At 70.3% G+C, this 23,385-nt stretch carries 20 protein-coding genes and 1 riboswitch; of the genes, 14 read left to right on the plus strand and 6 right to left on the minus strand.

Annotated elements, in window-relative coordinates:
• Nucleotides 1-39 precede the first annotated feature (39 nt).
• The 8 genes from shc (at nt 40) to ACFY0T_RS19140 (ending at nt 9,093) form a co-directional block, all read left to right on the plus strand.
• Complete coding sequence (shc, locus tag ACFY0T_RS19105) at nt 40-2,043, plus strand: squalene--hopene cyclase (RefSeq protein ID WP_388871413.1); 2,004 nt, start codon at nt 40-42, stop codon at nt 2,041-2,043.
• Nucleotides 2,043-2,684: a 1-hydroxy-2-methyl-2-butenyl 4-diphosphate reductase gene (locus tag ACFY0T_RS19110; protein ID WP_388871416.1), complete on the plus strand. Its 642-nt coding sequence runs from the start codon at nt 2,043-2,045 to the stop codon at nt 2,682-2,684. The genes shc and ACFY0T_RS19110 overlap by 1 nt, the downstream gene beginning before the upstream one ends.
• A 5-nt stretch (nt 2,685-2,689) precedes the next feature.
• Entirely contained in the window at nt 2,690-3,712 is a 1,023-nt protein-coding gene (gene hpnH / locus ACFY0T_RS19115) for an adenosyl-hopene transferase HpnH (protein WP_388871419.1), read from the plus strand.
• A 4-nt stretch (nt 3,713-3,716) separates the two neighbouring features.
• Entirely contained in the window at nt 3,717-4,874 is a 1,158-nt protein-coding gene (gene ispG / locus ACFY0T_RS19120) for a flavodoxin-dependent (E)-4-hydroxy-3-methylbut-2-enyl-diphosphate synthase (protein ID WP_388871422.1), read from the plus strand.
• A gap of 28 nt (nt 4,875-4,902) precedes the next feature.
• Nucleotides 4,903-6,837 carry a 1-deoxy-D-xylulose-5-phosphate synthase gene (gene dxs, locus ACFY0T_RS19125; RefSeq protein WP_388871425.1) on the plus strand — a complete coding sequence of 645 codons (1,935 nt, stop codon included), beginning with the start codon at nt 4,903-4,905 and terminating at the stop codon, nt 6,835-6,837.
• The gene (locus ACFY0T_RS19130; RefSeq protein WP_388871427.1) at nt 6,834-8,234 is read left to right on the plus strand and encodes an aspartate aminotransferase family protein; all 1,401 of its coding nucleotides are present in this window, start codon (nt 6,834-6,836) and stop codon (nt 8,232-8,234) included. Before dxs ends, ACFY0T_RS19130 begins: the two co-directional genes overlap by 4 nt.
• Nucleotides 8,235-8,305: 71 nt before the next feature.
• Nucleotides 8,306-8,944 (plus strand): helix-turn-helix domain-containing protein, encoded by a 639-nt coding sequence (locus tag ACFY0T_RS19135; protein WP_388871430.1) that lies wholly within the window; start codon nt 8,306-8,308, stop codon nt 8,942-8,944.
• A gap of 32 nt (nt 8,945-8,976) precedes the next feature.
• Nucleotides 8,977-9,093, plus strand: coding sequence for a DUF6126 family protein (locus ACFY0T_RS19140; RefSeq protein ID WP_388871561.1), 117 nt, complete (start codon nt 8,977-8,979; stop codon nt 9,091-9,093).
• A 14-nt stretch (nt 9,094-9,107) separates the two neighbouring features.
• On the opposite strand, the gene ACFY0T_RS19145 is transcribed toward ACFY0T_RS19140, so the two are convergent.
• Entirely contained in the window at nt 9,108-9,905 is a 798-nt protein-coding gene (locus ACFY0T_RS19145; protein ID WP_388871433.1) for a tyrosine-protein phosphatase, read from the minus strand.
• A gap of 188 nt (nt 9,906-10,093) precedes the next feature.
• Between ACFY0T_RS19145 and ACFY0T_RS19150 the strand changes: the two genes are divergently transcribed.
• From ACFY0T_RS19150 to ACFY0T_RS19170, 5 genes are all read left to right on the plus strand, one after another.
• The gene (locus ACFY0T_RS19150) at nt 10,094-12,163 is read left to right on the plus strand and encodes an alpha-galactosidase (RefSeq protein WP_388871435.1); all 2,070 of its coding nucleotides are present in this window, start codon (nt 10,094-10,096) and stop codon (nt 12,161-12,163) included.
• A gap of 294 nt (nt 12,164-12,457) precedes the next feature.
• A riboswitch (cyclic di-AMP (ydaO/yuaA leader) is annotated at nt 12,458-12,622 on the plus strand.
• A gap of 4 nt (nt 12,623-12,626) precedes the next feature.
• Nucleotides 12,627-13,520, plus strand: a complete 894-nt coding sequence (locus tag ACFY0T_RS19155) for a peptidoglycan DD-metalloendopeptidase family protein (protein WP_388871438.1) — start codon at nt 12,627-12,629, stop codon at nt 13,518-13,520.
• Between the two features lie 379 nt (nt 13,521-13,899).
• Entirely contained in the window at nt 13,900-14,616 is a 717-nt protein-coding gene (locus ACFY0T_RS19160) for a DUF6250 domain-containing protein (RefSeq protein WP_388871441.1), read from the plus strand.
• A 145-nt stretch (nt 14,617-14,761) separates the two neighbouring features.
• Nucleotides 14,762-15,547, plus strand: coding sequence for an SGNH/GDSL hydrolase family protein (locus ACFY0T_RS19165; protein ID WP_388871444.1), 786 nt, complete (start codon nt 14,762-14,764; stop codon nt 15,545-15,547).
• Between the two features lie 144 nt (nt 15,548-15,691).
• Nucleotides 15,692-16,438 (plus strand): SIMPL domain-containing protein, encoded by a 747-nt coding sequence (locus tag ACFY0T_RS19170; protein WP_388871448.1) that lies wholly within the window; start codon nt 15,692-15,694, stop codon nt 16,436-16,438.
• A gap of 78 nt (nt 16,439-16,516) precedes the next feature.
• Here the strand turns inward: ACFY0T_RS19170 and ACFY0T_RS19175 are convergent, their stop codons facing one another.
• The 5 genes from ACFY0T_RS19175 to ACFY0T_RS19195 all read right to left on the minus strand — a co-directional run bounded on the left by ACFY0T_RS19175 (nt 16,517) and on the right by ACFY0T_RS19195 (nt 21,679).
• Complete coding sequence (locus tag ACFY0T_RS19175; protein ID WP_388871451.1) at nt 16,517-17,137, minus strand: TetR/AcrR family transcriptional regulator; 621 nt, start codon at nt 17,135-17,137, stop codon at nt 16,517-16,519.
• A 150-nt stretch (nt 17,138-17,287) separates the two neighbouring features.
• On the minus strand, nt 17,288-17,695 hold the full coding sequence (locus ACFY0T_RS19180; protein WP_388871454.1) for a CoA-binding protein: 408 nt from the start codon (nt 17,693-17,695) through the stop codon (nt 17,288-17,290).
• Nucleotides 17,692-18,870: a Glu/Leu/Phe/Val dehydrogenase dimerization domain-containing protein gene (locus ACFY0T_RS19185; RefSeq protein ID WP_388871456.1), complete on the minus strand. Its 1,179-nt coding sequence runs from the start codon at nt 18,868-18,870 to the stop codon at nt 17,692-17,694. Before ACFY0T_RS19185 ends, ACFY0T_RS19180 begins: the two co-directional genes overlap by 4 nt.
• Nucleotides 18,867-20,522 carry a 5-guanidino-2-oxopentanoate decarboxylase gene (locus tag ACFY0T_RS19190; protein ID WP_388871459.1) on the minus strand — a complete coding sequence of 552 codons (1,656 nt, stop codon included), beginning with the start codon at nt 20,520-20,522 and terminating at the stop codon, nt 18,867-18,869. The genes ACFY0T_RS19185 and ACFY0T_RS19190 overlap by 4 nt, the downstream gene beginning before the upstream one ends.
• Nucleotides 20,522-21,679: an acyl-CoA dehydrogenase family protein gene (locus tag ACFY0T_RS19195; RefSeq protein ID WP_388871462.1), complete on the minus strand. Its 1,158-nt coding sequence runs from the start codon at nt 21,677-21,679 to the stop codon at nt 20,522-20,524. Before ACFY0T_RS19195 ends, ACFY0T_RS19190 begins: the two co-directional genes overlap by 1 nt.
• A 390-nt stretch (nt 21,680-22,069) precedes the next feature.
• Here ACFY0T_RS19195 and ACFY0T_RS19200 point away from each other — a divergent pair, with 390 nt between their 5' ends.
• On the plus strand, nt 22,070-23,287 hold the full coding sequence (locus ACFY0T_RS19200) for an MBL fold metallo-hydrolase (protein ID WP_388871465.1): 1,218 nt from the start codon (nt 22,070-22,072) through the stop codon (nt 23,285-23,287).
• Nucleotides 23,288-23,385 lie beyond the last annotated feature (98 nt).

The raw sequence follows: 23,385 nt of genomic DNA on the forward strand, positions 1-23,385 counted from the left end.
GGACCCAGCAGAGACGTACCACTGCACGAAGGGGAAGCCATGACAGCGACGACCGACGGAAGCACCGGGGCCCTGCCGCCCCGCGCTGCCTCGGCCAGCGAAACACCCCACGAGACGACTCCCGAGGCGGCCGGGACAGTCGAGACCCGAGACGCCGCCACGCGCGCGATACAGCGCGCCACCGACTTCCTGCTCGCGCGGCAGCACGCCGAGGGCTGGTGGAAGGGCGACCTCGAGACGAACGTCACGATGGACGCCGAGGACCTGCTCCTCCGTCAGTTCCTGGGCATCCGCGACGAGACGACCACCCGTGCGGCCGGTCTCTTCATCCGCGGCGAGCAGCGCGCGGACGGCACCTGGGCCACGTTCTACGGGGGCCCCGGCGAACTGTCCACCACCATCGAGGCGTACGTCGCCCTGCGCCTGGCCGGGGACGCCCCCGACGAACCGCACATGGCGAAGGCGTCGGCCTGGATCCGTGAGCGCGGCGGCATCGCATCGGCCCGTGTCTTCACCCGGATCTGGCTCGCCCTGTTCGGCTGGTGGAAGTGGGACGACCTGCCCGAACTCCCGCCGGAGCTCATCTACTTCCCGAAGTGGATGCCGCTGAACATCTACGACTTCGGATGCTGGGCGCGGCAGACGATCGTGCCGCTCACCATCGTCTCGGCCAAGCGCCCGGTGCGGCCCGCGCCGTTCGCGCTCGACGAGCTGCACACCGACGCGCGCAACCCCAATCCGGTCAAGCCCCTTGCCCCGGTGGCGAGTTGGGACGGCGCCTTCCAGCGCCTGGACAAGGCGCTGCACCAGTTCCGCAAGGTCGCGCCGCGCGGGCTGCGCAGGGCCGCGATGAACACGGCCGCCCGCTGGATCATCGAGCGGCAGGAGAACGACGGCTGCTGGGGAGGCATCCAGCCGCCCGCCGTCTACTCGGTCATCGCCCTGCATCTGCTCGGCTACGACCTCGAACACCCCGTGATGCGCGAGGGGTTGGCCTCGCTGGACCGTTTCGCCGTATGGCGCGAGGACGGCGCCCGGATGATCGAGGCCTGCCAGTCACCGGTCTGGGACACCTGCCTCGCGACCATCGCGCTCGCCGACGCGGGGCTGCCCGCCGACCACCCGCAGCTGGTCAAGGCCGCCGACTGGATGCTCGGCGAGGAGATCGCCCGGCCCGGCGACTGGGCGGTCAAGCGGCCCGGGCTGCCGCCGGGCGGCTGGGCGTTCGAGTTCCACAACGACAACTACCCCGACATCGACGACACCGCCGAGGTCGTCCTCGCCCTGCGCCGCGTCAGGCACCACGACCCGGAGCGTGTCGAGAAGGCCATCGGGCGCGGGGTGCGCTGGAACCTCGGCATGCAGTCGAAGAACGGTGCGTGGGGCGCCTTCGACGTCGACAACACCAGCGCGTTCCCCAACCGGCTGCCGTTCTGCGACTTCGGCGAGGTCATCGACCCGCCGTCCGCCGACGTCACCGCCCATGTGGTGGAGATGCTCGCGGTCGAAGGGCTCTCGCACGATCCGCGCACCCGCCGGGGCATCGAGTGGCTGCTGGCCGAACAGGAGCAGAACGGCTCCTGGTTCGGGCGCTGGGGCGTCAACTACGTATACGGCACGGGGTCGGTGGTGCCCGCGCTGGTCGCCGCCGGGCTGCCCGCCTCGCACCCGGCGATCCGCCGGGCCGTGGCCTGGCTGGAGACCGTGCAGAACGACGACGGCGGCTGGGGCGAGGACCTGCGCTCCTACCACGACGTCGCGGAGTGGAGCGGACGCGGCGCCTCGACCGCCTCCCAGACCGGGTGGGCCTTGCTCGCCCTGCTGGCCGCGGGGGAGCGCGACTCCAAGGCCGTGGAGCGCGGGGTCGAATGGCTCGCGGAGACCCAGCTGGCGGACGGCTCCTGGGACGAGCCGTACTTCACCGGCACCGGCTTCCCGTGGGACTTCTCGATCAACTACCACCTCTACCGTCAGGTCTTCCCGCTCACCGCGCTCGGCCGGTACGTCCACGGGGAGCCCTTCTCCGAGGCCAAGGGGGGTTGATGAGCACGAAGCCCGATCCGGCCCCGCTGCTGATCGCCTGCGCGCTCGGCATCGAGCACCTCGCCCTGCGCAGCGGCGACCGGACCGGGGCCGACGGGCCTGTCACCGTGCTGCGTACGGGCATGGGGCCCAAGGCGGCCGAGCGCTCGGTCACCCGGGTCCTCGCCGACCCGGCGCTGCGCACGGCGGCCGTTCTGGCCACGGGCTTCTGCGCGGGGCTTGCCCCGGGCATGCACCCCGGTGACCTGGTGGTCGCCGAGGAGACCCGCGACCCGCGCGGCAATACGCCTTGCGTGGGCACTGATCTGCTCGTCAAGGAACTCGTGCGTGCCGTGCCCGGACGCACGGTCCACACGGGGCCGCTCACCGGCTCCGATCACGTCGTCCGCGGTCACGAACGGTCGGATCTGCTCGCGACCGGCGCCATCGCAGTCGATATGGAGTCGGCGTCCACGCTTCTCAGCGCCGTGCGTGCGGGCGCGCGCCCGGTTGCAGCCGTACGGGTGGTCGTGGACGCTCCTGAACATGAACTCGTCCGTATCGGCACGGTCCGCGGTGGAATATCAGCTTTCCGCGTCCTTCGTGCCGTGCTTCCCGCTTTCTTTGAATGGCACCGTTCTTTGCTGCTCCCCCGGAGGTGAGCCAGATGGCCATGCCGCTGCGTCAGACCATTAAGGTCGCTACATACCTGTTTGAACAGAAGCTCAGGAAGCGGGACAAGTTCGCGCTGCTGGTCGAGTTGGAACCGCTCTTCGCGTGCAATCTCAAATGCGAGGGCTGCGGCAAGATCCAACACCCGGCGGGCGTGCTCAAGCAGCGTATGCCCGTGGCCCAGGCCGTGGGAGCGGTCCTTGAGTCCGGTGCCCCGATGGTGTCCATCGCCGGCGGCGAGCCGCTGATGCACCCGCAGATCGACGAGATCGTGCGGCAGTTGGTGGCCAAGAAGAAATTCGTCTTCCTGTGCACCAACGCGCTGCTGATGCGCAAGAAGATGGACAAGTTCAAGCCCTCGCCGTACTTCGCGTGGGCCGTGCACATCGACGGGCTGCGCGAGCGCCACGACGAGTCCGTGGCCAAGGAGGGCACCTTCGACGAGGCGGTCGAGGCCATCAAGGAGGCCAAGCGGCGCGGTTTCCGCGTCACCACCAACTCGACCTTCTTCAACACCGACACCCCGCAGACCGTCATCGAGGTCCTCAACTTCCTCAACGACGACCTGAAGGTGGACGAGATGATGCTCTCGCCCGCCTACGCCTACGAGAAGGCGCCCGACCAGGAGCACTTCCTCGGCGTGCAGCAGACCCGGGAGCTGTTCAAGAAGGCCTTCGCGGGCGGCAACCGGCGCCGCTGGCGGCTCAACCAGAGCCCGCTCTTCCTGGACTTCCTGGAGGGCAAGGTCGACTTCCCGTGCACCGCGTGGGCGATCCCGAGCTACTCGCTCTTCGGCTGGCAGAAGCCCTGCTATCTGATGAGCGACGGATACGTGCAGACGTACCAGCAGCTGCTGGACGAGACCGACTGGGACTCCTACGGCCGCGGCAAGGACGACCGGTGCGCCAACTGCATGGCGCACTGCGGCTACGAGCCGACCGCCGTCCTCGCCACCATGGGCTCCCTCAAGGAGTCGCTGCGCGCCGCCCGCGAGACCTTCACCGAAAGCCGCGGGTGACGACATGACCGCCGTTTCCTTGGGCCTCCCCGAGGTGCCGGTCCGCCCGATCGCCGAGCGCCGTGTGGCACGGCAGATCCAGGTCGGACCGGTGGCGGTGGGGGGCGGCGCACCGGTGTCGGTGCAGTCGATGACGACGACGCGTACGTCGGACATCGGCGCCACCTTGCAGCAGATCGCCGAACTCACCGCGTCCGGCTGCCAGATCGTCCGTGTCGCCTGCCCCACGCAGGACGACGCGGACGCCCTCGCGACCATCGCGCGCAAGTCGCAGATCCCGGTGATCGCGGACATCCACTTCCAGCCGAAGTACGTGTTCGCCGCGATCGAGGCGGGGTGTGCGGCCGTCCGCGTCAACCCCGGCAACATCAAGCAGTTCGACGACAAGGTGAAGGAGATCGCGCGGGCCGCGAAGGATCACGGCACGCCGATCCGGATCGGCGTCAACGCGGGCTCCCTCGACCGGCGGCTGCTGCAGAAGTACGGCAAGGCGACGCCCGAGGCGCTCGTCGAGTCGGCGCTGTGGGAGGCCTCCCTCTTCGAGGAGCACGACTTCCGGGACATCAAGATCTCGGTGAAGCACAACGACCCGGTGGTGATGGTCAACGCGTACCGGCAGCTGGCGGCCGCCTGCGACTACCCGCTGCATCTGGGCGTCACCGAGGCCGGTCCGGCGTTCCAGGGGACCATCAAGTCGGCGGTGGCGTTCGGGGCGTTGCTGAGCGAGGGCATCGGGGACACGATCCGGGTGTCGTTGAGCGCGCCGCCCGCCGAGGAGGTCAAGGTCGGCATCCAGATCCTGGAGTCGCTGGGGCTGCGCCAGCGGCGTCTGGAGATCGTCTCGTGCCCGTCCTGCGGGCGCGCCCAGGTCGATGTGTACAAGCTGGCCGACGAGGTCACGGCCGGTCTGGAGGGGATGGAGGTCCCGTTGCGCGTCGCGGTCATGGGCTGCGTCGTCAACGGCCCCGGCGAGGCGCGGGAGGCGGACCTGGGGGTCGCCTCCGGCAACGGCAAGGGGCAGATCTTCGTCAAGGGCGAGGTCATCAAGACTGTACCCGAGTCGAAGATCGTGGAGACCCTCATCGACGAGGCGATGAAGCTCGCCGAGCAGATGGAGAACGACGGCGTCGCGTCCGGAGAACCGGCCGTCACCGTGAGTTGATCAGCACGGACCGAGAGGGGGCCCGAGCGTGACAATTCTGGAGAACATCCGGGGACCACGCGACCTGAAGGCGCTGTCCGAGGCGGAGATCGGTGAACTGGCCGAAGAGATACGGGAGTTCCTGGTGCACGCGGTCGCCAGGACCGGCGGACACCTCGGGCCCAATCTGGGAGTGGTGGAACTCTCCATCGCGCTCCACCGGGTCTTCGAGTCGCCCGTCGACCGCATCCTGTGGGACACCGGCCACCAGAGCTATGTGCACAAGTTGCTGACCGGACGTCAGGACTTCTCCAAGCTGCGCGGCAAGGGCGGCCTGTCCGGCTACCCGTCACGCGAGGAGTCCGAGCACGACATCATCGAGAACAGTCACGCCTCCACGGCGCTGGGCTGGGCGGACGGGCTCGCCAAGGCTCGTCAGGTGCAGGGGGAGAAGGGCCATGTCGTCGCGGTCATCGGCGACGGCGCCCTCACCGGCGGCATGGCGTGGGAGGCGCTGAACAACATCGCGGCCGCCAAGAACCGCCCGTTGATCATCGTCGTCAACGACAACGAACGCTCGTACGCGCCGACCATCGGCGGCCTCGCCAACCACCTCGCGACCCTGCGTACGACGGACAGTTACGAGAAGGTCCTCGCCTGGGGCAAGGATGTGCTGCTGCGTACGCCCGTCGTCGGAAACACCATCTACGAGTCGCTGCACGGCGCGAAGAAGGGGTTCAAGGACGCGTTCGCGCCGCAGGGCATGTTCGAGGACCTCGGGCTCAAGTACGTCGGGCCGATCGACGGACACGACGTGGGGGCCGTCGAGTCCGCGCTGCGGCGCGCGAAACGCTTCCACGGGCCCGTGCTCATTCACTGTCTGACGGAGAAGGGCCGCGGTTACGAGCCCGCGCTCGCGCACGAGGAGGACCACTTCCACACGGTCGGTGTGATGGACCCGCTCACCTGTGAGCCCCTCGCGCCCTCCAACGGGCCCTCCTGGACCTCGGTGTTCGGGGACGAGATCGTGCGGATCGGCGAGGAGCGGGAGGACATCGTGGCGATCACGGCGGCCATGCTGCACCCGGTGGGACTCGGGAAGTTCGCGGAGAAGTTCCCTGACCGGGTGTGGGACGTCGGGATCGCCGAGCAGCACGCCACGGTGTCCGCGGCCGGGCTCGCCACCGGCGGCCTGCATCCCGTCGTCGCCGTCTACGCCACCTTCCTCAACCGGGCCTTCGATCAGCTCCTCATGGACGTCGCACTGCACCGCTGCGGCGTGACCTTCGTCCTGGACCGGGCCGGAGTCACGGGAGTTGACGGAGCGTCACACAACGGCATGTGGGACATGTCGATCCTCCAGGTCGTGCCGGGCCTCAGGATCGCCGCGCCGCGCGACGCCGACCAGCTGCGGGCCCAGCTGCGGGAGGCCGTCGCCGTGGACGACGCGCCGACGCTGATCCGCTTCCCGAAGGAGTCGGTGGGACCGGCGATCGCGGCGGTGGACCATGTGGGCGGGCTGGACGTCCTGCATCGCGGCGCGGGGACCCCGCAGGTCCTCCTGGTGGCCGTCGGCGTCATGGCGCCGGTCTGTCTGCAGGCTGCCGAGCTGCTCGAAGCGCGCGGCATCGGGTGCACGGTGGTCGACCCGCGCTGGGTCAAGCCCGTCGACCCGTCGCTGCCCGGCCTCGCCGCCGAGCACCGGCTCCTCGCGGTCGTCGAGGACAACAGCCGGGCGGGTGGGGTCGGCGCGGCGGTCGCGCTGGCACTGGGCGATGCCGAAGTCGACGTACCAGTCCGGCGGTTCGGCATCCCGGAGCAGTTCCTCGCGCACGCCAAGCGCGGTGAGGTGCTGGCCGACATAGGTCTCACGCCCGTCGAGATCGCCGGGCGGATCAGCGCCGGCCTGGCCGTCAAGGATGAGCTGTCCAAGGTGGAGGACGAGCTGTCCATGGATGAGTTGTCCAAGGAGAAACAGGAATGAACGACCCTGCCGAGAAGCGGGAGTTCGACCTCGGCGCGCTGCTGGCCGAGCGCGGAGCCGAGCGCTACGAGCTGCACACCAAGTACCTGAACCACCAGCTCCCGCGCATGCTGCACACCATCGGCTTCGACAAGGTGTACGAGCGCGCGGAGGGTGCCCACTTCTGGGACGCGGACGGCAACGACTACCTGGACATGCTCGCCGGGTTCGGGGTGATGGGCCTCGGCCGCCATCACCCCGTCGTCCGCCAGGCGCTGCACGACGTCCTGGACGCCTCGCTCGCCGACCTCACCCGCTTCGACTGCCAGCCGCTGCCCGGACTCCTCGCGGAGAAGCTGCTCGCCCACAGCCCGCACCTGGACCGGGTCTTCTTCGGCAACAGCGGTACGGAGGCCGTCGAGACCGCGCTGAAGTTCGCCCGGTACGCCACCGGCAAGCCGCGGATCCTCTACTGCGCGCATGCCTTCCACGGCCTGACCACCGGCTCGCTGTCCGTGAACGGCGAGGACGGCTTCCGCGACGGCTTCGCCCCGCTGCTGCCCGACACGGCCGTCCCGCTCGGTGATCTCGACGTCCTGGCACGGGAGTTGAAGAAGGGCGACGTCGCCGCGCTCATCGTCGAGCCCATCCAGGGCAAGGGCGTGCACGAGGCCCCGGCCGGATATCTGCGCGCCGCCCAGGAGCTGCTGCACAAGCACAAGGCGCTGCTCATCGCGGACGAGGTGCAGACCGGCCTCGGGCGGACCGGGGACTTCTACGCCTACCAGCACGAGGAAGGCGTCGAGCCCGACCTGGTGTGCGTGGCCAAGGCGCTCTCCGGCGGCTATGTGCCGGTCGGCGCGACCCTCGGCAAGGACTGGATCTTCAAGAAGGTCTACTCGTCGATGGACCGGGTCCTCGTGCACTCGGCGAGCTTCGGGTCGAACGCGCAGGCCATGGCGGCCGGTCTCGCCGTGCTGTCGGTCATGGAGAACGAGCAGATCGTCGCCAACGCGCGCGCCACGGGCGAGCAGCTCAAGTCCCGGCTCGCGGCGCTGACCGACAAATACGAGCTGCTGAGTGACGTACGCGGCCGGGGCCTGATGATCGGCATCGAGTTCGGGCGGCCCACCTCGCTGAAGCTGCGCAGCCGCTGGGCGATGCTGCAGGCCGCGCGCAAGGGCCTGTTCGCGCAGATGGTGGTCGTCCCTCTGCTGCAACGGCACCGCATCCTCACCCAGGTCTCCGGCGACCATCTGGAGGTGATCAAGCTGATCCCGCCGCTGATCATCGGCGAGCGGGACGTGGACCGCTTCGTCGAGGCCTTCACCGCCGTGATGGACGACGCGCACAGCGGGGGCGGGCTGATGTGGGACTTCGGGAAGACGCTGGTGAAGCAGGCGGTGGCGAACCGCTGAGGTTGCTCGTACTTTTTGCCTCTGGGGCAAGAAATTTGCCCTAGAGGTAATGTTCGGGCTCAATGGAAGGCATGAGCCCTGCCGAACCGGGGGAGACCGAGGAACCGTCCACCGAGCTTCCCGTCGTCGCACCCCAACTGCGTGAGCTGCGCCGTCGTGCCTCCCTGACCCTGGAGGCCGCGTCCCGCGCCGCCGGGCTCTCGCCCGCCCATCTCTCGCGCCTGGAAACCGGGCAGCGCCAGCCCTCGCTGCCGATGCTGCTCGCGCTCGCCCGTATCTACGGTACGACCGTTTCCGAACTGCTCGGCGAGACGGTCGCCGAACGTGACGCGATCGTGCGCGCCGCCGACATGGAGCCGACCGGTGCGGGCGGCTGGACGTACTGGCAGGCCGGTGCCCCGAGTCGGGGCATGCAGGCCCTGCGGGTGCACGTCCCGTACGGCTCGCAGGGCGACATCGTGCGCGTCCACCCCGGCGAGGAGTGGCTGTACGTCCTCCGGGGGCGGCTGCGGCTGCGCCTCGGGGACGCCGCGCACCTGCTCGCGCCGGGCGACAGCGCGCACTTCGACTCGCTCACCCCGCACCGCATCGCCGCCGCCGATCACGCCGGAGCCGAGCTCCTGTTTGTCCACACCCTGCTGCAGAGCCCCACCGCCGCGCTGTGCCTCGGCCCGGCGACGGGGCACCCGACCTCGGGAGAGACGTCATGACCGAACCCACGGAACCCGGCACGCGACGGTCCATGGAGGAGCGGTTCCCGCGCTCCCTGTGGATACGACTGATCATCTATATCGCCGTCGGCCACGTCTTCGCGGCCTTCATCTACCTACTGTTCACGCTGGGGGCGCAGAGCCACTAGATCCCCTTCGGGGCTCAGTCCAGCAGGCGCTCGCGCAGTCGCTCCCGCAGTTCGGGGGTGATCCGCAGCGCCTGCTCCAGGTAGGCGTCGACGCCGCCCCAGGTCTCCTCGATCGTCTCGAAGGCCGCCGTCAGGTATTCGGTGCGCGCGTCGAACAGCGGGCTGAGCAGCTCCATGACCTCCGGGGAGTAGGCGGAGGCGGAGCTGCTGCTGCGGTGCACCTTGTAGCGGCGGTGCGTGGCGTTGGACTCCAGGTAGTCGGCCACGATCGCGTCGCGCTCGACACCGAGGGCGAGGAGCGCCACAGCTATCGACAGGCCCGCGCGGTCCTTGCCCGCCGCACAGTGCATCAGCGCGGGCACGCTGTCGTCGGCCAGCGCGTGCAGCACCTGGGAGTGCTCGGTCGTGCGCTCCTTGATGATCGTGCGGTACGAGGTGATCATGCGGTGCGCGGCCTGGCCGTCCCCGAGGATCGAGCGCAGCTGGTCGATCTCGCCGTCGCGGACCATCTTCCAGAACTCGGCGCCGTCGGCCGGGTCGGTCAGCGGAAGATTCACGTTCCGCACGCCCGGCAGCTCGACGTCCGGGCCCTCCAGCTTCTGGTCCGAGGCATTGCGGAAGTCGAAGATCGTGTGCAGGCCCAGGGAGGCGAGGAACGCGGCGTCCTCCTCGGTGGCGTGCGCCAGGTGGCCGCTGCGGAACAGCTGCCCGTGCTGCACGCGCCGGCCGTCCACGGTGGGCAGGCCGCCCACGTCCCGGAAGTTGCGCACTCCGGCCAGCTCGGGCTCGGTCGACGGGACCTGCTGCGTCACTGGGGCTCCTCCCATTCGGCCGTCGGCGCTGCTCGGCTTCGCTGGGCGGCGCTAGTCGACGGGTTGCGCTCTCGACGATACGACATGGGTTCCTCGGGCAATGAGTTGTCCACAGGCGTTGCCTCCGAGGCGCCGAGCCATGATGATGTTGGGGCCTGATCGTACGTGTTCGAATCTGTGGGGGACTGATGATCGAGGTCGGCTCGGACGGTCGTACCTGGCTTCTCTCGGGGCCGATGAGCGGCTACGCACTACGGCTCACCGAACGCGACGAGCTGCTGCACCTGCATTGGGGCCCACGGGTCACGCTCGCCGACGCCGAGGCGCTCGCCGCCATGCCCGCGCCGCAGTACTGGCCCTTCGAATCCCCGCTCGACGGGCACGAGGAGTACCCGGTCGAGGGCGGCCCCCGCTTCGTCCGCCCCGCCCTCTCCGTGCGGACGGACGAGCGGCGCGGCACCGAGTGGCGCTTCGAGGAGTACCGGGCGGACGGTGACGAGCTGCGGTTGCGCTTCTCGGACTCCGGGCTCGGCATCACGCTGCACTACCGGATGCGCGGCGACGTCATCGAGCGCTGGGTCACCCTGGCCAACGAAGGCCCCGCCCTGGAGCTGCTGCGCGCCGACTCCGCGACCTGGACGCTGCCCGAGCGCGACGGCTGGCGGCTGTCCCAGCTGCACGGGCGATGGGCGGCAGAGTCCCGGCTCGTGCGCTCCGCCCTCACCTACGGTGAGAAGGTCATCGGCAGCCGGCGCGGGCACACCGGGCACCAGCATCTGCCGTGGGTCGCGCTCGACAGCGAGGCGACGGAGGAGAGCGGCGAGGTGTACGGGTGCGCGCTCGGCTGGTCGGGCTCGTGGCGGATCTCCGTGGCCCAACTGCCCGACGCGCGCGTACAGATCTCCGGCGGCGCGGGGTACGACGACTCCGGGCTGGTGCGCCTGGAGCCGGGGGAGTCGTTCACGACCCCCGTCTTCGCCGGACTGTGGAGCGACGGCGGCTTCGGCGGGGCGAGCCGGGCCTGGCACGCCTACCAGCGCGCGTACGTCATCCCGGACGCGGACCAGGACCGGCCGGTGCTGTTCAACTCCTGGGAGGCCACCACGTTCGACATCTCCGAGGACCAGCAGGGGGTGCTCGCGCGGCGGGCCGCCGCGATGGGGGTCGAGCTGTTCGTGGTCGACGACGGCTGGTTCGGGGCGCGGACCAGCGACCGGGCCGGGCTCGGCGACTGGACGCCCAACCCGGACCGTTTCCCGGGCGGGCTCAAGCCGCTCGGCGACTACGTGCACGCGCTGCGTATGCAATTCGGGATCTGGGTCGAGCCGGAAATGGTCAATCCGGACAGTGAGCTGTACCGCGCGCACCCGGACTGGGTGCAGTTCCAGCCGGGGCGAACCAGGACGGAGTACCGCAATCAGCTCGTACTGAACCTCGCCCGCCCGGACGTCCAGGAGTACCTGTGGGAGCAGCTCGACGGCCTGCTCTCCAGCGCCCCGATCGACTATGTGAAGTGGGACTTCAACCGCTGCTTCACGGACGCGGGTTGGCCCGGCGAGCGCTACCCGCAGAAGCTGTGGGTCGAGCACGTGGAGGCCTTGTACGCCCTCCTCGACCGGCTGCGGGCCGCGCACCCGGGAGTCGCCTTCGAGTCCTGCTCCGGCGGTGGCGGCCGCATCGATCTCGGGATCATGGCGCGTACGGACCAGGTGTGGACCTCCGACAACACCGACCCGCTCGACCGGCTCGCCATTCAGCACGGCTTCAGCCAGATCCACCCGGCCCGGGTCATGGCCGCCTGGGTCACGGACAGTCCGAACACGCAGCTCAACGGGCGAGTCAGCTCGCTGCGGTTCCGCTTCGTGAGCGCCATGGCCGGGGTGCTCGGCGTCGGCGGAGACCTGAGCGAGTGGAGTGAGGAGGAACTCGCCGAGGCGCGGGACTGGGTGGGGCTTTACAAAGAGATCCGGCCCGTCGTGCAGCGCGGCGACCTCTACCGGCTGCGACCCCCGGAGGGCGGGCTGAGCGCGGTGCAGTACGTCCACGGCGACGAGACCGTCGTCCTCGCCTGGCTCCAGGCCCAGCGTCACGGCGAGCCGGTCGCCCCGCTCCGGCTGCGTGGACTCGACCCGACACAAGCGTATGAGTGCCGCGAAACGGGCGAAGTGCACCGGGGTGCGGTGCTGCTGCATCACGGGATACGGACGGGGCTGCGCGGGGACCTTGATGCGACGGTTATCCGACTGCGTCGCATGTGACTGTTCTGTCCGAATTGGCGCCTTAATTCCAACTGGCCCTGGAATAAAGCGACGTGTGTGGACGTGCGTGAGGAGCGTCATATTCGTGACGATGCGTTGCGGTCCTCCTTTCTCAACCCGCCCGAATTCCAAGGCGGATTGAGAAGTCGGAAAGATCGTCAATCCACAGAGGGTGACGGGAATTCCGGCATGGATCAAGAAAGGCGCGCGTACAGAAAAGCCGCATGGTTGTCGACACGCTCTCATCTCGCTTACGTTCGCCCTCAATCCGGACGGACGCCCAATCCTGCCGCCGCCCGGAATTCGCTCACTCACCCGCACACGGCAGGAGCGGGGGACCCGCAGGTACCACGCCTGTTCCGGTCTCCGGAACGGCTAGGGGTATAGCCGTGCATGCGCACGGCCGGGCATCTCCAGCCCGCACCCGACAGCTCACCTCGCAGGCGCCGGAGAGGAATTCGTCATGCCCGCGAAGGGTAAGCACCGCCGTCCCAAGTCCCAGCGTTTCACCCGCTCGATCGCCGTGGCCGGAACCGGCGGCGCCGCGCTCGCGCTGCCTCTGATGGGAGCCACCGGCGCCCACGCCGCGACCCCGACCGCCGCTGTCGCGCAGACTGCCGAAAACCCCGCGAAGACCGCCGCCGCCGCTCCCACGGCCGCGAAAAAGGCGGCCGGGACCAAGACCTACCGGGTGAAGGCCGGTGACTATCTCTCGAAGATCGCTGACGAGCAGAACGTCACGGGTGGCTGGAAGAGGCTCTACTCCGACAACCGCTCGGCCATCGGCAGCGACCCGTCGCTGATCCACCCCGGCCTGAAGCTGACGCTCGGCAAGAAGGCCGCCTCGGGCGGAGCCACCCAGTCGTCGACCAAGACGACGCCCTCGGCCGCGAAGCCCGCCAAGACCACCACGACGGCCGCCAACACCGCGTCCGCCGGCAGCGGTTCCGGCTACACCCTGCCGGTCGCGGGCGCCACCGTCGGTACCGCCTACAAGGTGGCGGGCAGCATGTGGTCCAGCGGCTACCACACCGGCGTGGACTTCGTGGTCCCGACCGGCACCACGATCAAGGCCATCGCCTCGGGCACCGTCGTCTCGGCCGGCTGGGGCGGCGCCTACGGCAACCAGGTCGTCATCCGGCACGCCGACGGCCAGTACTCCCAGTACGCCCACATGTCCGCGCTCTCCGTCTCGGCGGGCCAGAGCGTGACCGAGGGCCAGCAGGTCGGCCTCTCCGGCGCGACCGGCAATGTCACCGGACCGCACCTGCACTTCGAGATCCGCACCACGCCGAACTACGGCTCGGACGTTGACCCGGTGGCGTACCTGCGTGCGCACGGTGTCGCCGTTGGCTGACCCCGCTTCCTGACTTCCTGCCCTTGACGGGCAGGACTCTCTGCCTCTCGAGGCAGGACAGCCGCCGAAGGCCGGACCCCATGATCCCCGGGGTCCGGCCTTCGGTGTTGCGTGAGCGACCCCTCCGGCACCCTCATGGGCGATCCACGAGCGGAACAGTGTCACAGCGATCCCCGCAAGCGCTTTCTATACTTTCGGAGGTCCCTGCTTCGCAACGTGGCCGTTCGGCTCGTCGCTCTCCTCGATCACCAGGGGTACGGAACGCTGTCGTCAACGGTCATGAGGAGAAGCCGAGTTCGGTGTGAGCGCCTGGTGGCACCGAGGCCCGGCGGGTGTCGAAGCCCGCGATCACCACGATCCCTCGTACGGATGGAGTCCCATGACGACCCGCAGAGTCTTTGGAACCCTGGCCGCCGGTGCCGCCCTGTCGGCGCTGCTCCCGGCCACCGCCGCGAGCGCCGCACCGACCCACCGCCGCGGACAGTTGATCGCCGCAGACGACTTCCGGCACGGCCTGGGCCAGTGGGCCACCGAGTTGCAGGACGGCGGCAAGGTCACGGCCTCGCGCGGTGTCCTGGAGATCGACGTACCGAGTGGCGCGACGGTCTGGTTCAAGCGCAAGCTCGAAGGGCCGTACGTCATCGAGTACACGGCCACACCCGTCTCCGCGGGCGGCGTCAACGACCGGGTCTCCGACCTGAACAACTTCTGGAACGCCGTCGACGTACGCTCCCCGGACGACCTCTTCGCCACGCCCCGGGACGGCACCCTCGCCGCATACGACTACCTCAAGACGTACTACGTCGGATACGGCGCCAACTCGAACACCACGACACGGCTGCGCCGCTACGTCGGTGAGGCCGGTGTCCGGCCGCTGATCTACGACTACACGGAGCCGCTGCTCACGGCGAACGAGCCGCACCGCGTCCGGATCGTCTCGGACGGCTCCGTCGTGCGATGGTGGAACAACGGGCGGTTGGTCTTCGACTACACCGACCCGGAGCCTTACACAAGTGGGCACTTCGCGTTCCGCACCGTGTGGAGCCACTTCCGGATCTCCGACTTCCGTGTGTGGCGGCTGTATCAACGTCCCTGATCAGGGGCTTATTCCGGGTTTGGACAACACTTGACGCGTGGCTTATCTCACCATCCGTCAACCCTTCCCTACGGTCGCGTAGCTCACATCCGAAGGTGAATCATGGCCCGATGTGGCAGACGATTCGAAGAGTGACAACAGATCAGTGATCGGGTCGTACGTGGCGGTGGGGGACAGCTTCACCGAGGGCGTCGGCGACCCCGGTCCTGACGGGGCCTTTGTCGGTTGGGCCGACCGGTTCGCGGTACTTCTCGCGGACCGGCGGCCCGAGGGCGACTTCAACTACACCAATCTCGCCGTGCGCGGCAAACTGCTCGACCAGATCGTCGAGGACCAGCTCCAGCGGGCCAAGGAGTTGGCGCCGGACCTGGTCTCCTTCTGTGCGGGCGGCAACGACATCATCCGGCCCGGCACCGACCCCGACGAGGTCGCGGAGCGCTTCGAGCGCGCGATCGCCGAACTCACCCCCGCCGTCGGCACCGTGATGGTGACCACCGGCTTCGACACCCGTGGCGTGCCCGTGCTGAAGCATCTGCGCGGCAAGATCGCCACGTACAACGGACATGTGCGGGCCATCGCCGACCGCTACGGATGTCCCGTCCTCGACCTGTGGTCACTCAAGACGATCCAGGACCGCCGCGCCTGGGACGGCGACCGGTTGCACTTGTCGCCCGAGGGCCACACGCGTGTGGCTCTCCGCGCCGGTCAGGTGCTCGGTCTCGACGTACCGGCCGACCCGGACCAGCCCTGGCCGCCGCTGCCGCCGCGCGGCACGCTCGAAGTGCGCCGCGACGACATCCACTGGGCGCGCGAGTACCTGGTCCCGTGGATCGGGCGGCGGTTGCGCGGGGAGTCGTCGGGGGACCATGTGGCGGCCAAGGGTGCGCTTTCGCCCGACGACATCAAGATGCGGATCGAGTCGGTGGCCTGAGTCGCCGCATCGGAGGGACCGCCGGTGGCTCGACCGGTGAGGTGACAGCGCGGGAGTGGCGCGGGGCGGGGCGCGGTCGGCGGTGCTGGGATGACCGCGAACCGCCCCGACGTCTCGAGGGGCGGCGCCCGAAGGAGACTCCGCATGCCCGCCCTCCGCGCGTCCACCGCACTCGCCGCGACCCTCCTCGCCCTCACCCTTCCGCAGGCCGCGACGGCACCGGCGTTCGCGCTGTCCGCACGCCCCGCGCTCAGCGCCGAGCCCAGCCCCTCGACGGTCACCGTCACCGGCCAGGGCAGCGCCACCGCCACGCCGGACCTCGCGCTCATCGGCGCGGGCGTCGACGTCACCGCGAAGACCTCGAAAGAGGCGCTCGCCGCACAGACCACCGCGGCCAACGCCCTGCTCGATGCCGTACGCGCCCAAGGCGTCGAGGAGCGCGACATCCGTACCGAGAGCCTCTCGCTGTCCCCGGTCTACGAGGACCAGAACGGTGTCTCCAAGTTGACGCGCTACCAGGCCGCGCAGTCGTTCTCGGTGAAGGTCCGTGACATCGGCAAGACGGGGGCGGTCCTGCAGGCCGTCACCGACGCGACCGGCAACGCGGGCCGCATCCATTCCGTAGCCTTCGACATCGCCGACCCCGCCCCGCTGCACGCCCGCGCCCGCGAGGCCGCGCACGACGACGCCCACACCAAGGCACTCCAATACGCCCGCCTCAGCGGCCACCGCCTCGGCCGACTCGTCTCCCTCACCGAGGACAGCAGCGGCGAATCCCGCCCGGTACGCGTGGCGGCAGCCGCCTTCGACCAGGGCGGGACGGGTGTGCCGGTCGCTCCCGGCGAGATCCGCGACACGATCACGCTTACGGCGGTGTACGAGCTGGACTGAGCTGGAGGGAGACGGCCGACGCCTGAGGGCCTTCAGGCCAGACGGATACCGTAGCCGCAGCGTCTGCGGGTGCGCGGCTCAGCGCACCGCCGCCGCCAACGCCTCACGCTCGAGTCCGAGTTCGCGCGCGAGCGCCTCGTCCACCCACTCGTGGGTCCGCGCCCGCGACACCGCTCCGGCGTACGCCGTCATCTGGACGGCCAGGCCGTCGAGGAGCGCCGTGAGGCGGAGGGCCGCCCCCGTGGGATCCGGGCAGAGGAACTCGCCCGCGGCCACTCCCTCCGCGATCACCTCGGTGATCGCGGCCTTCCACTGCTTGTCGAGATCACGTGTGACCTCCCGCAGCGCGGGCTCGCGCAGCGCCGCCGCCCAGCCCTCGATCCACAGCCGCCAGCCCTTGGCCTGGCCCGTCGGCGCGTACCAGCGCACGGCGGCTCGCAGCCGCCGCAGCGCCGTCGTGCGGCGGCCGAGCAGCTTGCGCAGATGGGCGAGGTCGTCCTCGGCCGCGTACGTGAACGCGGCGGCCACCAGCTTCTCCTTCGTCGAGAAGTGGTACAGCACCAGCGCGTTGCTCACCCCGAGCGCCGAGGCCACGTCGGCGATCCGCACCGCCGACACGCCCCGCGCCTCGATCTGCTCGACGGCGGCCCGCAGCAACTCCTCGCGCCGCTCCGCCACGCTCAACCGCACTCTCGCCACGCGGCAACCCTACACAGCGGCTCCGACACGGGCACGACAGGCGCTCGCGACCCCTTGACACTGTCGCGAGGCGGGGCCCAAAGTACGGCCACTACTGACTGCTCGTTCAGTCAGTAGCCGTGTGCCAAGGATAGGAGAAGCCCCCCGGATTTATCCGGGGGGAGGAGTCACGCAGTTGGGGCCGAGCAGCCGTGCCCCGCCGCCGGTCACCAGCTCGGCGAGCGCGCGCTCATCGGCCGTGCCGCTGCCCGAGGTGATCACCGTGAAGCAGCGGGCGCCCGCGGCGAGCCCTTCGGCGACGGCGGGACGTACGAACGGCGCCGGCACCGCCACCACGACATGCTCGGGCGCGTCGGGCAGATCGGCCAGACCGGGCCGGAAGGGCACGCCGTCGAGGCCGCCGCCGCGCCGGTTCACCAGATGCACCGCCCGGCGCTCGCGTCCCGAAAGGGCGCCTCTCGCCAGCCAGTAGCCCCATTTCGCGGGGTCGTCGGAGGCACCCACCACGGCCACCGAGCGCGGGTCGAAGAGGGCGGCCAGGGGCGCCTCGTCCGTCATCGGTACCACCCGAACCGCTCCGCGATCACCGGCAGCCGGTCGGCGACGATGGCATGCGCGGCGGCCCGCGGCGTCGTCCCGTCGGCCTCCGCGCGGGCCAGCATCTGGTCGATCAGGGCGCGCATGGAGCGCCGCGTGTACGCGAACGCCTCGTCCGCGTCGGCGCCGATGTCGCCGAACAGCGTCCACCACCACCAGGCGTTCGTCCCGGAGTTGACCACCACGTCCGGCAGCACGATGACCCCGCGCGCGGCGAGCAGCTCCTCCGCCTCCGCCAGGACGGGCATGTTGGCCGCCTCGACGATCCAACGGGCGGTGATCCGCCGCTGGTTCACGGCGTCGATCGCGTACGAGACCGCCGCGGGCACCAGCACCTCGGCGTCGGCGGACAGCCAGGCGTCGCCGGGGAGTTCACGGTCGGCGGGGCGCAGCGCCGAGCGGTCGACCGTCCCGTACGCGTCCCGCGCCGCGAGCAGCGCGTCGACGTCGAGGCCCTCGGGGTTCGCGATCGTGCCCTTGATGTCGGCGACGGCCACGACCCTGAGCCCCGCGCGCGCGAGGAAGCGGGCCGTGGCCCCGCCCATGGTGCCGAGGCCCTGCACGGCGACGCGTGTCCCCTCGTACGCCACTGCGGCCCGGTCCAGGGCGGCCAGTACGGACTCGGCGACGCCGCAGCCGCCGACCAGTTCGTCGAGTCCGATGCCGTCCACCTCGACCGCGAACGCGTCCGCGAGCCGCCGCCGGGCCGTCGCCTCGTCGTCGAGCAGCGCGTACACGGCCTGGATGGACGAGACGAGCCCCGCCTCCTCGGCCGCCCGGTCGACCAGGTCCTGGGTGAGGCCGAGGTCCTCTCCCGTGGTCCAGAAGCTCTCGATGTACGGGCGCATGGCACGCAGATAGCGCACCAGAAGGCCGTACGCCGCCGGGTCCTGGGGATCGCAGTCGATGCCGCCCTTGGCTCCGCCCAGCGGGACGTAGCGGCCCTCGGGGTTGTAGTGCAGGGCCTCCTTCATGGTCATGCCGCGGGCGAGCCCCGCGACCTCCTCCAGCGTGCAGCCGGGCCGCATCCGCAGACCGCCGCTGGAGACGCCGCGCACGAGCCGGTCGACGACGAGGAAGCCCTGACGGCCAGTGACATGGTCCGTCCAGGTGAGCGTCATCAGGGGGGCGGTCATCGGGACTCCTCGGGGATGGCGATCAGGGTGGGGCCGGGGGTGCGCAGCGCCTCGGTGAGCGCGGCGGTCAGCTCGTCCGGGCCGCACGCGCGTGTGCCCTGCCCTCCGTAGGCGCGGGCCAGGGCGGGCAGGTCGACTGGTGCGAGGTCCACGGCCGTGGGGCTGTCGCCCCGGGCGGCCATCTCGTCGCGGATCTCGCCGTAGCCGCCGTTGTCGAACACCACGACGGGCAGCGGGAGTCGGAGCTGTGCCGCGGTCGCCAGCTCCTGGACCGTGAACTGGAGGCCGCCGTCCCCGCTGAGCGCCACCACCTGGCGATCCGGACGCGCCACTTTGGCACCGATCGCCGCGGGCAGCGCGTAGCCGAGCGTGCCGAAGCCGGTCGGGTGAAGATAGCGGCCCTCGGGGCCGAGCGGGAGGTGCGGGAGCGCGCCGTAGTAGCAGCACTGGGCGCTGTCCGAGGTGATGACGGCGTCGTCGTCGAGCGCGGCCCGGATCGCCTTGAGGTACGGGATCCAGCGGGCGTCGCGTTCGGCGGTCTCGGCGTCGCGGGCGGCCCGCAGGGCGCTCACCTGTCCGACGGCGTCCTCGTCGGCCTCCACGCGCGCGTGCCCCTGTACATCGGCGTCCACGCGCGCGTGCCGCCGCGCTCCGGGCGGGAGCGCCTTCACCTCGGCAAGCAGCGCCTTCAGGGAGACACGCGCGTCGCCGACGACCTCGACGTCCGCGAGCAGGCCCGCGTACATCTGGTCGGGGTCCAGGTCGACGCGGATCAGCCTGCCGTTGAGGGTGGGAGGCGGGGACCACAGATCGGACTCGGCGAGTTCGGTGCCGACGGCGAGTACGGCGTCCCGACCGGAGAGCCACCTCTGGACGGACGGGCTGTGCAGCGAGACTCCGAGCGACAGCGGGTGTGTCTCGGGGACGATCCCCTTGCCGTTGGCCGTCGTGACGACGGGAGCGCCCAACTCCTCCGCGAGAGCCAGGCACGAGGCGGTCGCGCCCCGCGCCCCGCCGCCGAGCACCAGCGCCGGGCGCCGGGCGCCGCTCAGGATGTCGGCGGCCTTCCGTACGGTTTCGGTGTCGGGTGCCAGGGGCGCGACGCGCGGGGTGATGCGCACGGGACCGGTCTCCTCGGTGGCCTCCAGCAGATCGAGCGGCACCTCGATGTGTGCGGGTCGCGGTCGCCGCGTACCGAAGAGCGTGAAGGCCCGGGCGACGGCCGCGTCGATCTCCGCGACCGACGACACCCGGTGGCTGAACGCGGCCACACCGCACAGCGCCTCGGTCTGGCTGCGCATCTCGTGCAGCAGACCGGTCGCCAGCCGCGGGTGCCGCAGCGGCATCCCGGGCGAGACCACCAGCAGCGGCACGCTGTCCGAGTACGCCTGCCCGATGGCGGCCGCCGCGTTCAGGAGTGCGGGCCCGGTCGTCGTGATCACCACCCCGGGGCGATACGTCACGCGCGCGTAGCCGTCGGCGGCGTATCCCGCGCCCTGTTCGTGGCGCGGCAGCACATGCCGGATGCCGTACGCGGACAGGTGGCGGTAGATCTCCAGGTTGTGCGTGCCGGGGATACCGAAGACCTGGGTCACGGCGTGTCCGCACAGGGCGCGGACGAGCGCCTCACCACCGGTGACCGCGTCGCCCATCACAGGCTCCGCGCGATGACGAGCCGCATGATGTCCGAGGTGCCCTCTTCGATCTCCTCCAGCTTGGCGTCGCGCATCCACTGCTCGACCGGGAACTCCCGCGAATAGCCCCAGCCGCCGAGCGTCTGGACGGCCGCCCAGGTGCAGTACGCGGCGGTCTCGGACGCCGTCAGTTTGGCCATCGCCGCCTCGGCGGTCGCGTTCAGACCGGCGTCGAGGCGCTTCGCGGCCCGCCAGGTCATCAGCCGGGCCTGCTCCACGCGCGTGCGCATGTCGGCGAGGCGGAAGGCCACCGCCTGGTGCTCGATGATCGGCTTGCCGAACTGCTGCCGCTCGCGGGCGTAGTCGCGCGCGTACTCGTACGCCGCCCGCGCCACGCCCGTCGCAGCCGCGCCCAGCACCGTGCGGGAGATGTCGAAGGTCCCCATGAGTCCGTGGAACCCCTCGCCCTCCGCTCCGAGCCGGTGCTCCTCGGGGACGTACGCGTTCTCGAAGAAGATCTCCCGGCAGACGATGGCGCGCTGCCCCATCTTGCGCATGGGCTCTCCGAAGGAGACGCCTTCGGTGTCCTTGCGCAGCAGGAACGCGCTGACCCCGGCGGCGCGCCGGGTGGGGTCGGTCTTGGCGAACACGACGTACTGCTCGGCCTCGCCCGCGTTCGAGATCCACGCCTTCTGCCCGTTCAGGCGGTAGCCGCCGTCGGAGCGGTGCGCCGTGGTGACGATCGACGCGGCGTCGGAGCCGGCGCCCGGCTCGGTGGTCGCCAGGGACGTCATCGGGGTGTCGGGACCGGCGAGCGGGGTCAGCCACTGCCGCTGCTGCTCCTCGGTGCCGAGCTCCAGCACCGGGTCGGCGAAGAAGCCGTTCGAGCAGAGCAGGTTGCCGATTCCCAGGTCACCGACGCACAGCTCCTCCTGCACCAGGACTTGCGTGAACACGTCGGTGAAGCCGCCCCCGCCGAACTCCTCCGGCAGCATGAAGCCGGTGATCCCCACCTTGGCCGCTTTGCGCCACAGGTCCCACGGCGTCTCGACGTCGGCCTCGTCGACGGCACGCGCGCGTAGCCTGATCTCCTCCCGCGCGAACGCACGCGTCAGCTCCACGATGTCGCGCTGTTCCGTGCTGAGCGGGACCAGCTCGGTGGGGAGGTCGGACATGGTGCCTCCAGGCGCGGACGGATCGGCGTGGCCGACGGGCCACCGGACGGTTTTACTGAATCATCAGTCAGTATCGGAAGCGGCGCGCGGCCGTGTCAACGTACTGAACGGATCATCAGTAGGGGGCTGTCGCGTCAGCCGTATACCGCAAGGGAAGCGGGGCGGGTCCGCTCGGCGACTTCAGGTTGTACTCGGTTCCGCGGCCGTGAGCACCCCATGCGTCCGGGGTGTTCGAGTACGGTTCCCTCGCGCGGAAGAAGCGCGTGCGCGGTGGGGTTGAGGAGAGACGGGCCGAGAGCCACGGACATCGCGCTGTCACCGGGGCGACCCGGCGCTGTCAGAGGCGGCCCCCATAATGAAAAGCCTGACCGACTCCACCTGGAGGTAACCGTGACCGGTTTCCGTACGTTGAGCTCCGGGCTCCGCGCGCTGCGGCCCGCCGCCTTCGGCGCGGATCCAGGTGGTGAGCGCCTCGAGCGCATCCGCAGATCGCCGAACTTCGCGGACGGTGTCTTCAAGAACCCGGAGAGTGCCCGGATCCGCCCCGATGGCTCCATGCTCGAGTTCGCGAAGGTCTACTTCCGCTCGGAGGAGCGTGCCCACCGCGCCCCGGTCGGGACGGTGCCGGTGCATGCGACGACGCTCGCCGACCTGGCCAGGCCCGCGGCGAGCGGGCTGCGGCTCACCTGGATGGGGCACTCCAGCGTGCTCGCCGAGATCGACGGGCACCGCGTGCTCTTCGACCCGGTCTGGGGCGAGCGCTGCTCCCCGTTCAACTTCGCCGGGCCCAAGCGGCTGCACCCGGTGCCCCTGCCGCTGGCCGCGCTCGGCCCGGTCGACGTCGTCGTCATCTCGCACGACCACTACGACCACCTCGACCTGCCCACCATCAAGGCCCTGGCCGACACGGACACGGTGTTCGCGGTGCCGCTCGGCGTCGGCGCCCATCTCGAGCACTGGGGCGTGTCGGCGGACCGCCTGCGCGAGCTGGACTGGCAGGAGTCGACGAAGGTCGGCGGGATCTCCCTGACCGCCACACCGGCACGGCACTTCTGCGGCCGCGGCCTGCGCAACGCGCAGCACACGCTCTGGGCCTCCTGGGCCGTCGCGGGCGATGAGCACCGGATCTACCACAGCGGTGACACCGGCTATTTCGACGGCTTCAAGGACATCGGCGCCGAGCACGGCCCGTTCGACGCCACGATGATCCAGATCGGCGCGTACAGCGAGTTCTGGCCCGACATCCACATGACGCCCGAGGAGGGCATGCGCGCCCACCTGGACCTCCAGGGCGACCGGCCCTCCGGAGTGATGCTGCCGATCCACTGGGCGACGTTCAACCTGGCGACCCACCCCTGGGCGGAGCCCGGCGAGGGGACGATGGCCGCCGGGCACGCGGCCGGTGCGCGCATCGCGCTGCCGCGCCCCGGCGAGCCCTTCGAACCCACGGCCGAGACCGTCCCGTCCGAGCCCTGGTGGCGCGGCGTGGCCGTGCCGCCGCGGGGCGGGTGGCCCGCAGTCGAGACGACCGTCGCCGACACACCGGGTGACGTCGCCGAAGGCTCGACGGAGGACACCGGGGAGCCGGAGGCAGTACCCGCGGGCTGAATTTCCTGAATTTCCGATGGACGGCGAGGGCCGGGGAGCGAATCGCTCCCCGGCCCTCGCCGTCTGTTCACGACCACTTCTGACCAGCTTCGATCGGA

This window comes from Streptomyces sp. NPDC001530 (assembly GCF_042894545.1).
In the GTDB taxonomy this organism is placed as follows: domain Bacteria; phylum Actinomycetota; class Actinomycetes; order Streptomycetales; family Streptomycetaceae; genus Streptomyces.

What these genes read in the sequence shown, in the direction of transcription:
- ispG (WP_388871422.1), top strand. Translation starts at nt 3,717, where the DNA reads ATGACCGCCGTTTCCTTGGGCCTCCCCGAGGTGCCGGTCCGCCCGATC.
- ACFY0T_RS19140 (WP_388871561.1), top strand. Translation starts at nt 8,977, where the DNA reads ATGGAGGAGCGGTTCCCGCGCTCCCTGTGGATACGACTGATCATCTAT.
- ACFY0T_RS19160 (WP_388871441.1), top strand. Translation starts at nt 13,900, where the DNA reads ATGACGACCCGCAGAGTCTTTGGAACCCTGGCCGCCGGTGCCGCCCTG.
- shc (WP_388871413.1), top strand. Translation starts at nt 40, where the DNA reads ATGACAGCGACGACCGACGGAAGCACCGGGGCCCTGCCGCCCCGCGCT.
- hpnH (WP_388871419.1), top strand. Translation starts at nt 2,690, where the DNA reads ATGGCCATGCCGCTGCGTCAGACCATTAAGGTCGCTACATACCTGTTT.
- ACFY0T_RS19150 (WP_388871435.1), top strand. Translation starts at nt 10,094, where the DNA reads ATGATCGAGGTCGGCTCGGACGGTCGTACCTGGCTTCTCTCGGGGCCG.
- ACFY0T_RS19185 (WP_388871456.1), bottom strand. Translation starts at nt 18,870, where the DNA reads ATGACCGCCCCCCTGATGACGCTCACCTGGACGGACCATGTCACTGGC.
- ACFY0T_RS19155 (WP_388871438.1), top strand. Translation starts at nt 12,627, where the DNA reads ATGCCCGCGAAGGGTAAGCACCGCCGTCCCAAGTCCCAGCGTTTCACC.
- ACFY0T_RS19135 (WP_388871430.1), top strand. Translation starts at nt 8,306, where the DNA reads ATGAGCCCTGCCGAACCGGGGGAGACCGAGGAACCGTCCACCGAGCTT.
- ACFY0T_RS19180 (WP_388871454.1), bottom strand. Translation starts at nt 17,695, where the DNA reads ATGACGGACGAGGCGCCCCTGGCCGCCCTCTTCGACCCGCGCTCGGTG.
- ACFY0T_RS19190 (WP_388871459.1), bottom strand. Translation starts at nt 20,522, where the DNA reads ATGGGCGACGCGGTCACCGGTGGTGAGGCGCTCGTCCGCGCCCTGTGC.
- ACFY0T_RS19110 (WP_388871416.1), top strand. Translation starts at nt 2,043, where the DNA reads ATGAGCACGAAGCCCGATCCGGCCCCGCTGCTGATCGCCTGCGCGCTC.
- ACFY0T_RS19130 (WP_388871427.1), top strand. Translation starts at nt 6,834, where the DNA reads ATGAACGACCCTGCCGAGAAGCGGGAGTTCGACCTCGGCGCGCTGCTG.
- ACFY0T_RS19195 (WP_388871462.1), bottom strand. Translation starts at nt 21,679, where the DNA reads ATGTCCGACCTCCCCACCGAGCTGGTCCCGCTCAGCACGGAACAGCGC.
- ACFY0T_RS19170 (WP_388871448.1), top strand. Translation starts at nt 15,692, where the DNA reads ATGCCCGCCCTCCGCGCGTCCACCGCACTCGCCGCGACCCTCCTCGCC.